This is a genomic window from Flavihumibacter sp. (genome assembly GCF_036676075.1).
Taxonomy (GTDB): domain Bacteria; phylum Bacteroidota; class Bacteroidia; order Chitinophagales; family Chitinophagaceae; genus Flavihumibacter.
Genome location: NZ_JAKFDQ010000011.1, coordinates 126772 through 137336 on the forward strand (window position 1 = coordinate 126772; position 10565 = coordinate 137336).

Consider the following 10565-nt stretch of genomic DNA (forward strand, 5'->3'; position numbering starts at 1 on the left):
TTCAAAATAAGTTGGTTATCAATAATATTGATTGGCAAAAGGTTTTGATAAATGTCTATTCTTTGCCAGACGACATATTAAGTTACCAGTTCATCATTGACAGTCTGGCTCAAAAGCCCAACGCTAATGTTGCCGCTAAATCTGACAGCAGTTCTTCAACTTCTCTTCAGTTCAGAGTGGGAAGGTTAAAGCTCAATGACCTTAAGCTAAGTTACTTTGATACAAAAGGGGGACTAGCATCAGTTATAAGTTTAGGTGATCTCCTGGTCATTACTGACAGGATTGATCCTGGTGCTGGCATTTATGATATGCGGGAAGTAAAAATTGGCAGACTAAATGGGTTTTATACCAAAAAACATATCACCCAGAAAGCTTTGCTCGACCCTGTGGATTCTGTTGCAGGCGCCCTCCGCTTAAATGCAAAATCACTACTAATCTCGCAATCAAGTTTTCAATATAATGACGAAAGCAATGGTATAAAAACAGGATGGAATTTGCCCCGTGCGTCGTTCCGATTATTCTCTTTTGATCTAAAACGGCAGGTTATAAATGCTGGTTTTGTCGATTTAAACAATCCATCCGGCTATGTTCACAGGGATGCAAGGAAAGATTCAGTAAGTACTGCTTCAAGTGCTTCCTGGATTGTGTTATCTCCCTTAATGGAGATGAGGGGTGGTAAATTTAATTTTGTTGATGTACGAGGGAAACCTTCAGGATATACTAATGCATTTGAACCATCAAACTTTTATTTTAGTCCACTCAACGCAATCATCCGCAACTTAACCTATACAGACACGCTGATTACAGGTAAGATTCAGAAGCTTGAACTTATTGAAAAATCAGGATTTACTATCAGGAGGGCTAACGGAGATTTTTCATATAGCGATTCGGAGATATGGTTAAATAATCTGTTCCTTGAAACCAAGGGCAGCCGAATAGCGAAAATGGTTCAGCTAACTGTACCCTCCTGGAGCAACAAAAACTATGCGCCCTCGGATTTTGGTATAAGGGCAAATTTGCTTTCAACAAAGCTGGAATTATCTGAACTACTTTACTTTGTTCCGGAATTCCGGAATGATCGTCGCTATCGGAAAATTTGGGATAAAACTGTTGTAGTGAATGGTCAGATTAATGGTACGCTCGATAATCTTTACCTAAACGGTTTTTCCTATTCAGATAATGTTGGAAACCGTTTATCGGCCAATGGCAGGGTAAAAAATCTGCAGCAACCAGATTTGCTTTTTGCGGATCTTAATGGCTTAAATATTTCAACGGGTAACAATGCATTGCGTGCATGGCTGCCGGATAAAAGTATTCCTTCTAATGTTTCCCTTCCTGCAGTGATAAATATAAGCGGACGTTTTGCGGGAGGTTTAAATGACGCTGACGCATCATTAAATATTAATACGAGCTATGGTTATGCTGTTTTCAGGGGCAATCTTAAAAACTATACGGATACTACTAATAGCAGTTATGATATTTTAATTAGCTCACTAAATATGGATATTGGGCAAGTGATTGGAGATACCTCACTAGGACGTATAATCGCCAATGGAAAGATTAGAGGAAAAGGATACAATATTGAAAAACTCACAGCAAATGGATCAGTTTTCGTTAAAAGTGGATATTATAAGGGCCATAATTATAAGAATATTACAGTTGATGCATTGCTGGATCGTGGCAATTATTCTGCACAAGTTCAAAGCGATGACCCGTACCTTACAGCAAGCTTCAATCTTTCAGGAAATATCAATAATGGGGCGCCTACCATAAACGGAAAAATGAAGGTGGACCGTGTTGATGTTCAGGCTTTAGGTTTCAGCAAAACGCCTTTATTACTTAAGGGTGATTTTGATATAGATCTTAGAAATACGAAACCAAGGCAATTGGACGGAGAGTTTTATGCCACCCAGCTTCAAGTTTCCGATAGCAGGGAAGTTTATACTCTAGATAGTATTCGCGTTACTGCAAATGCCGGAAATAATATCCAGGAGATCAGGTTTGAGAGCCCCTTTGGCTGGGCTACTGCAATTGGTAATTATGATTATACAAATGTATTCTCGGTCATTAACAAAATCCTTTACAAGCATATTCTACCAGTAGAAGCGCAAAAAGCTGACACGGTTGACGCCCAACAGCAAATGGAATTAAATGCATCAATTACATGGCCAAGAAACCTGGCAAAGATGCTTCCTCTCCTTGAAATGAAAAAACCATTAGCAATAAGGGCGAAACTTGATACAGATAGCAGCCTCCTGATTGTAAATGCAACGCAGCCCTTCTTCCGATATGGTGAAATGGCTGTAGACAGCACCGAAATCAACTTTGTCACTAATTTAGATTCGGTACATATGTTTGCCGGAATAGCCAGTCTCGAACATCCTACAATTCCTCTAAGAAAAACAAAGCTCGAAGGGGGTGGCACAAACGGTACGATAAATTGGGGGCTTAATCTGGATGATCGTAATGGAGCCAAAAAATACCAGATCGGTGGAGATATGGCTTTTCTTTCCAAAAAAGATTTCGATATTCATTTTGCTCCTGAAATCTTACTAAATAAAACAAGGTTCGGCACAGGAACACCAAATTTTGTCTCGATTAGAAATAATCGTTTAGCTACCGCTGACCTCCAACTTGTTTCAGATTCGCAAAAGTTGGTAGTCACTACAGTTGCATCAACCGAAAATGGTATTCCTCCCATTGAGTTAAGTTTTGATGAATTCAGACTTTCCACCTTCAGCGGTTTATTGGAACGCGATACGGCACTTGTTTCCGGATTTTTGAATGGTAAAGTCCGTTTGTCTAACCTGGCAAATTCCGTGATCGCCGATGGTGAAGTGAAAATTGACAGTCTAAAGATTAAAAACCATATGATGGGTGTTTTAAATGCCCGGATTTCCACACCTTCCGAAGGCGAATATGGAATAGTTGCAAACCTAATTGGAAACCAGAATGATGTAGTTATAAATGCAAAGTACGGTAAGGAAATCGATGCTACACTCTTATTGAATAGCCTTAACCTGGCATCGGCTGAGGCATTTACCATGGGGGAGGTTACGGCTATGTCTGGTATTTCAACCGGTGAATTAAGAGTTACAGGCCCAATTTTGACACCTCAAGTTCGTGGTTCAATGAAATTCATACAGGCAAAAGCAACGGTTAGTTTCTTAAATACACCCGTAACTATTGATAACGAAGAGATCTTTTTTAATGAGCTTGGTGTGGGCTTCCAGGAGTTCAGTTTGAAGGACAGTCTGGGAGGTATGGTTAATATAAATGGTTATGTTCTTACCAAAGATTATTCTGATTTTGAATTTGACCTTGATGTGGATGCAGAAAACTTTATGGCCTTAGGCCCTAAGGCAAACAACGAACAGATATTTTACGGCCCCGCCTTCATAGACAGCAGAATCAGGATCACTGGAAACATGGACCTTCCCCAGGTTGATATGAATGTAAAACTGCGTGACAAATCTGAAGTTACCTTCGTCATACCTGAAGAAGAACCAGGTATTGCTAATCGGGAAGGAGTAATAGTATTTGTAGATAAAGACAATATTGTTGACTCTTCCTTGATAACTGTAAAAGATACAATTACGCTTGCGCCAGCAAGGCTTAAAGGATTTGAGTTTTCGGGCAATATTGAGATCACACCGGCATCCACGCTGAGATTAGTAATTGATAAGTTTAATGGAGATTTTATTGAAGCGAAGGGCAATACCAGTCTGAACCTTACGATTGACCAGGGAAATCATATTACTATGACAGGCAGGTATGAAATTGAATCGGGTAAGTATGAAATGAGTTTAAACCAGCTCATTAAAAGAAGCTTTTCTATTGAGAAAGGTAGCAGCATAACCTGGAACGGCGACCTCCTGCGGGCAACAATTGATATAACTGCAAAACATACAGTAAATGCACCTGCTATTGACCTGGTAGAAGACCAGCTCACAAGTACTACGGCCAACCGAATGCAGTACAAACAAAGAATTCCAGTTGAGATATATCTGAATATAAAAGAGGAACTTCTAAAACCTTCTTTAAGCTTCAGGCTCGATATGCCTGAAAAAGACCGTAATATTTTCAACGGAAGTGTGTATACACGCCTGAAACAGATTAACAATATTCCATCAGAAATTAATAAGCAGGTGATGGGATTACTGGTCCTCCAAACTTTTATATCTGATAATCCCCTTGCAGTTTTTAACGACAGGTCCGATGGTGGGGTTGCCTTTGCTGCAAAACAAAGTATAAGCAAAATTTTATCTCAACAGATTAATAACCTGGCAGATAATATGATAAAGGGAATTGATCTGAATTTTGATCTCCAAACCCGCGAAGATTATGTAACGGGTGCAAGGCAGGAATCAACAAGTTTAAGTGTTTCAGCAGGCAAAAGTTTGCTTAACGACAGGCTTTATATTTCAATCGGTTCTAACGTAGGAATACTTGGTAACAATCCTCAGGCAGCCAGTGCATTAATTGGAGATGTGATAATTGATTATAAGATAAGTCGGGATGGACGATATAAACTAAGGGCATACCAGATCAATAAAACGGATGTGATCCTTGAAGGTCAGATCATAGAAACAGGGCTATCAATTATGATGGTTATGGACTATAACCGCTTCAGTGAGGTGTTCAGGAAAACAAAAAAATTACAGGAAACAGCCAATAGAAAATGAGATTAACACTAACTATACTAGTGATTTCGGCTATAGCATTCTGCAGTTGCAGTACTGTACGTAGTGTTCCTGATGGTGACCGTCTTTATAAAGGGAGCAAACTGTTATGGGAAACCAAACGACCCTCCGATTATCGGATCCTTGAAGCAGGACTAAATGATAAAATTCGCCCTATCCCCAATAAAAGATTCCTTGGAATGCCAATCCGCCTCTGGTTTTACAACATGGGGAGTAAGCCCAAAGGGAAAGGTTTGAATTATTTATTAAGGGAAAAATGGGGAGAGCCACCTGTACTACTAAGTAAGGCACAGCCGGCTTATACTTCTGAAATACTTGAATATTACCTTGAAGACAATGGATTTTTCCAGGCAAGTGTTTCGCATGAAATAAAATTTCCTGCTAAAAAGAAAGCAATTATTGAATATAAAATAGATCACGGTCCGCGTTACGTTATCCGCTCAGTTTCTTACGAATTGGACAGCAGTCAACTTGGAGTTGCCATTCGTGCAACAACTGGCGCCAGCCTTTTGAAACCGGGCGATCATTATAGTCTCCAGATCATAAAATCGGAAAGGGAAAGAATCAATTCATTGGTAAAGGAAAAGGGATTTTATTATTTCATGGCCGATCATTTACTAGTTGAAGTTGACACAACACAAAAGCAACAGGTTGATCTCTATGTTACCATTAAAGCGAATATTCCTGAATCTGCCACCCGCCCACATCGAATGAAGAATGTTATTTTATACCCTTCATACACTTTAGTAAAAGATAGCATCAATTCAGTTGTTGAACCAATTGATATGGGTAATTACAAGGTGGCAGATCCCGACAGTTTATTTTTACCAAAAGTATTTGAGAAATTAGTTTTTCTGAGAGAAGATAGTCTCTATCGATTAAGAGCTCACAATTTTACACTTCAAAGATTGATGAGCCTTGGAACTTTCAAATTCCTCAAAACAGACATCACAAGTAATCTTGACAGTTCAATACTGGATGCAAGGATATATATGACTCCCTATCCCAAATTCGGTCTGCAACTGGAATTATCAGGCAATAGCAAATCAAATAATTTTGTAGGATCCCAGGTTAAACTCACAACGCTTAACCGTAACTGGATGAAGAGAGCTAATCGTCTTGAGTTTAATCTTGCTGCTGGATTTGAATGGCAGGTTGGTGCAAATACAACCAATCAGGTGAACACAAATGGTTATAGTATAGACGGAGAAATGGTTATGAGTCTTCCGGGCTTTGTGATACCATTTTTTAAGATAAATCCCAGATCTGCTTTTATCCCACGTACAAGGATAACCGCAGGTTACGAGCTCCTAAGCCGGCCCAAACTTTACAACCTGAATTCTATAACACTTCAAATGGGCTATACCTGGAGGCAAAACAGGTTTATAGAACATCACCTTATTCCTTTTTCGTTTTCCTTTGTACAGCCGGGAAATACCACACCAGAATTTGAGCAGATCCTCATAAATGATCCGGCCTTGCGGCAATCCATAGAAAAGCAATTTATCGTGGGAAGCCAGTATACCTATACAAAAAATACTCAGCCCACGGGGAAAAGAAGTACATACTATCTGTTGGGTAATGTAGATATGGCCGGTAATCTACTGGGACTATTGGTGCATAGTGAACCAAATCGGAACAAACAATTACTTAATAACAGTTTTTCACAATATGTCAGACTTTCGGGTGAAGCCAGGCAATATCAGAAACTTACACCTGTCATTACATGGGCTAACCGAATTTACATGGGATATGGGTATTCCTACGGCAACAGCAACTCACTCCCATTTGTAAAACAATACTTTATTGGAGGAAGTAATAGTGTAAGAGCATTCCGGGCTCGGACCCTTGGTCCGGGAAGTTACCAGAGTCCGCTTAGTTCATACATTGCCAACGAGGCAGGTGATATAAAATTGGAAGTAAATACCGAATTGAGGATGAAGTTCCTGAAACTTGTTGAAGGTGCTATTTTCGCAGACGCAGGCAACATTTGGTTACAACGCGAAAATCCGGAAAAGCCAGGAGGTAAATTTGAACTGGGTAATATGTTGAGTGAACTGGGAGTGGGCGCGGGTGTGGGAGTTAGAATTGATGCTTCAATACTTATTTTACGATTTGACATAGCTTTCCCTTTAAGAAAGCCTTGGCTTGATAAAGGAGATCGTTGGGTTGTGGATAGAATCAATCCTGGCATTCCTGAGTGGCGAAGGGAAAATATGGTATTGAATATAGCTATTGGATATCCTTTCTGATAGATAGTTACCCGCCACTTATCGCAAAAAAAGGACATGCATTCTTAGGCAATTTGCATGTTAATACCTACCTTTGCACCCCAATTAATTTATTTAATCACAAATCAGATCATGAACAATTACGAATTGATGGTGATTTTTACCCCTGTTCTGAGCGAAGAGGACTACAAAGCAGCTCAGAAAAAATTCAGTGACCTGGTTACCAGCAATGGTGGCGAGGTAGTGAATTCCAATCCATGGGGATTAAAATCACTGGCGTATCCCATCCAGAAGAAAACCACTGGTTTATACTGGGTTATGGAGTACAAAGCGCCATCCGACTTCAATGAGAAGCTGAAAATCCAGCTTCTGCGTGACGACAATGTCCTGCGTCACATGTTCACTGTACTCGACAAATACGCCGTGGAGTACAATGCTAAAAGAAAAAGTGGCGTACCAACCGGAACCGAAAAAGTGGAGGCTTAATCATGGCAAAGAATGAAATTAAGTACCTGACCGCGATCAAAACTGAAAAGCGCGCAAAGAAATTCTGTCGCTTCAAGAAGTACGGTATCAAGTATGTTGACTACAAAGACGGAGAATTTTTGAAGAAATTCCTGAATGAGCAGGGTAAGATGTTACCACGTCGTTTAACCGGGAACAGTTTGAAATTCCAGAGAAAAGTATCGGAAGCCGTTAAAAAGGCTCGTCAAATGGCTATCCTGCCATACGTAACCGATCTTTTGAAATAGAAAAACATAAAGTAACCACTCCCTAACCCCGTTTTAAACGGGAGACAGCGATAAATCGCTGGGCGCCTGGGAACTTAAAAATAACAAAATGCAAGTAATTCTCATTCAAGACGTAGATAACCTCGGAGGTGCCAATGAATTGGTGGCTGTAAAGAATGGTTATGCCCGTAACTATCTCATACCCAAGAAATTGGCTATTGAGGCTTCACCTTCTAACCTTAAGCAGATGCAAGAAAAGCTCAAGGTTAAAAAGAAGAAAGAAGATAAGATGCTGGCAGAAATCAATCTCGTGATAGCGAAGCTTCAGGAAGGACCTTTGAAACTGGGCGCCAAAACAGGTACCAGCGGAAAAATCTTTGGAAGTGTTACATCTCTGCAGATATCAAGAGCTATCCGCGAGCAAAAGGGATATGAAATTGACCGTAAAAAGATTTCCATTGCTGATGAAGTAAAGGAATTGGGTCAATACAAGGCTACTATTGATTTCGGTAATGGTAAATCTACAGAGTTAGACTTTGAAGTTGTTGCTGAGTAAGCACTACTTTTAAGAATATATCTGGGGCCAAAATAAGGTAGGGGCGTAAATTATGTCCAACATCTTATTTTGGCCCTTTTTTTATATTATTTGTATTTGTATGTTTCAAAACTATTTTATTACCTTCGTTACGGTTCCTTAATGATCTTTACAGTAGCGCATGCTTCCCAGAGCGTTTCCAAGTAAATGTATATCTGGTTTCTTGTTTCACTGTGCTTCATTATGGGTTTATTTATTGGTTCAAAAAAATTTAGAAAATGAACATTTACGTTGGCAACCTCAGTTGGGATCTGACTGAGCAGGATCTCTTGGAAATGTTTGCCCCTTATGGCGAAGTAGTTTCCGCAAAAATCGTAACAGACAAATTCAACAACAACCGTTCAAAAGGTTTTGGTTTTGTTGAAATGTCAGATGCAGAAGCTGGTAACGCAGCTATCGCAGCATTACACGGCACCGAAGTACAAGGTCGTAGCATCGTCGTGAACGAATCACAACCTCGCGAAGGCGGTGGTGGTGGTGGATTCAAGAAGAAGAGCTTCGGCGGCGGCGGCGGCGGAAGCCGTGGTGGCTATGGCGGTGGCGGTGGAAACCGTAGCGGTGGCGGTGGTTATGGCGGCGGTGGAAACCGTGGCGGTAGCGGCGGCGGCTATGGCGGCGGAAGCCGTGGTGGTTACGGTGGTGGCGGTCGTGATTATTAATCATTGGCACATTCAACCAAAAAATACGGGTCTGGCTTATGCCAGACCTTTTTTTATGACCTCAGTATAAAAAAAGAAATTTACCCTTAGCAATGCTACAATCAAAACGGGATGCAATAATTAATTCACCGTCTAGTTGAGCAGGTTGAAGGATATCAGTTTGTACTACCAACTCCTTTAGCTGCTCGTGCTTTACAAAAGGAAGTGATATATGTTTCCCGGTACGTACAAGTGGTAATACCCATAACCTATGAGTAATATTTAAAGGCTCACATGTTATCAGGTCAAGCACTCCGTCATCAGGTTCAGCCATTGGTGAAACCAGGAATCCTCCTCCGGTTCTTGATGAATTGCTCAGTAACAATAATAGCAACTTTCCGAATACAGGTTTACCTCCATTTTTTGTTATGGAATATACTGGTTCCTGAAATAACAATATAATCCTGATTATGGCAAGATAATATCCGATCGAACTACCCAACCAGCGGATAGTTTGCATCATACTTAAAACTCTTCCATCAAAACCAATACCCAATGTATTCAGGAAATATTTGCCATTACAAATCCCTGCATCTAAAGCGCGGGGTACAGCCCCAAGAACTTTCAGTACCTGCTCTGAAGTGGAGCAACCGCCATAGAGTTTCCAGGCAAAATCATTACCTGTGCCGCCTTTAAATAATGCCAGAGGAATATTTTTACAGTCATAATTGTTTACAAAAAAATTCAGGGTTCCATCTCCTCCTATAAGCCATATTTGGCTGTACTCTGAATAGTTTTGTGGCCATGAATTAATGAAAGCGGAATAGGGAACTTCTTTATTTATGAGGATTTTCTCAATAGTTGCCAGTATTGATTTTGATTTTCTCCTGCCTGCGTATGGGTTTAATAATATGGCAATCATGCATGCAACAAATTACTGGATTGAGCTAATAGTTATCCAAATATTATTGAAACTGTTTTTAATAATGAGAAGGATGGGGCGAGAGAAGGAATAAGCAAAAAAAAAGCCCCAACAAAAAATTGTTGGGGCTTTAATAAATATGGCACCTACCTACTCTCCCGCCTGGTATAGCAGTACCATCGGCCATGAGGGGCTTAACTTCTCTGTTCGGTATGGGAAGAGGTGAACACCCTCGGCATAAGCACCATAATAAGGTTATCCGCTTTCGCTGAAGCTAGTGCGGATACAATAAGTTAACATATTGGGAAGTTGCAATAAAACGGTAATGAATCATCTTTTATCTCCGAAGAGAATAAAAAATTAAAGCTTACGGGCAATTAGTACTACTCGGCTTTGATGTTACCACCTTTACACCTGTAGCCTATCAACGTCATAGTCTCTGACGACCCTTAAAAGAAAACTCATCTTGAGGTAGGTTTCACGCTTAGATGCTTTCAGCGTTTATCCTGTCCGTACATAGCTACTCGGCATTGCACCTGGCGGCACAACCGATACACCAGCGGTACGTACGACCCGGTCCTCTCGTACTAAGGTCATGTCCTCGCAATTTTCTAACGCCCATCACAGATAGGGACCGAACTGTCTTGCGACGTTCTGAACCCAGTTCACGTGCCACTTTAATCGGCGAACAGCCGAACCCTTGGGACCTTCTCCAGCCCCAGGATGTGACGAACCGACATCGAGG

7 protein-coding genes and 2 rRNA genes are annotated in these 10565 nt (G+C 40.6%); 6 read left to right on the top strand and 3 right to left on the bottom strand.

What is annotated here, in order from left to right:
- The first annotated feature begins 62 nt into the window (after nt 1–62).
- The 6 genes from V6M43_RS14660 (at nt 63) to V6M43_RS14685 (ending at nt 8919) form a co-directional block, all read left to right on the top strand.
- On the top strand, nt 63–4685 hold the full coding sequence (locus tag V6M43_RS14660; RefSeq protein ID WP_332736513.1) for a translocation/assembly module TamB domain-containing protein: 4623 nt from the start codon (nt 63–65) through the stop codon (nt 4683–4685).
- Nucleotides 4682–6955: a translocation and assembly module lipoprotein TamL gene (tamL, locus tag V6M43_RS14665; protein WP_332736515.1), complete on the top strand. Its 2274-nt coding sequence runs from the start codon at nt 4682–4684 to the stop codon at nt 6953–6955. The genes V6M43_RS14660 and tamL overlap by 4 nt, the downstream gene beginning before the upstream one ends.
- A gap of 111 nt (nt 6956–7066) precedes the next feature.
- Complete coding sequence (rpsF, locus tag V6M43_RS14670; protein WP_039134867.1) at nt 7067–7420, top strand: 30S ribosomal protein S6; 354 nt, start codon at nt 7067–7069, stop codon at nt 7418–7420.
- A 2-nt stretch (nt 7421–7422) separates the two neighbouring features.
- Nucleotides 7423–7686 (top strand): 30S ribosomal protein S18, encoded by a 264-nt coding sequence (gene rpsR / locus V6M43_RS14675; RefSeq protein WP_039134810.1) that lies wholly within the window; start codon nt 7423–7425, stop codon nt 7684–7686.
- A gap of 88 nt (nt 7687–7774) precedes the next feature.
- On the top strand, nt 7775–8221 hold the full coding sequence (gene rplI / locus V6M43_RS14680; RefSeq protein ID WP_039134814.1) for a 50S ribosomal protein L9: 447 nt from the start codon (nt 7775–7777) through the stop codon (nt 8219–8221).
- Between the two features lie 257 nt (nt 8222–8478).
- Entirely contained in the window at nt 8479–8919 is a 441-nt protein-coding gene (locus V6M43_RS14685) for an RNA recognition motif domain-containing protein (RefSeq protein WP_039134817.1), read from the top strand.
- 61 nt (nt 8920–8980) lie between these two features.
- Here V6M43_RS14685 and V6M43_RS14690 read toward each other — a convergent pair whose 3' ends face one another.
- From V6M43_RS14690 to V6M43_RS14700, 3 genes are all read right to left on the bottom strand, one after another.
- A complete protein-coding gene (locus tag V6M43_RS14690; RefSeq protein ID WP_332736521.1) occupies nt 8981–9820 on the bottom strand; it encodes a diacylglycerol/lipid kinase family protein in 840 nt (279 codons plus the stop codon).
- A gap of 137 nt (nt 9821–9957) precedes the next feature.
- Nucleotides 9958–10069 (bottom strand): 5S ribosomal RNA (gene rrf, locus V6M43_RS14695).
- Between the two features lie 107 nt (nt 10070–10176).
- Nucleotides 10177–10565, bottom strand: a 23S ribosomal RNA gene (locus tag V6M43_RS14700); the annotation flags it as partial.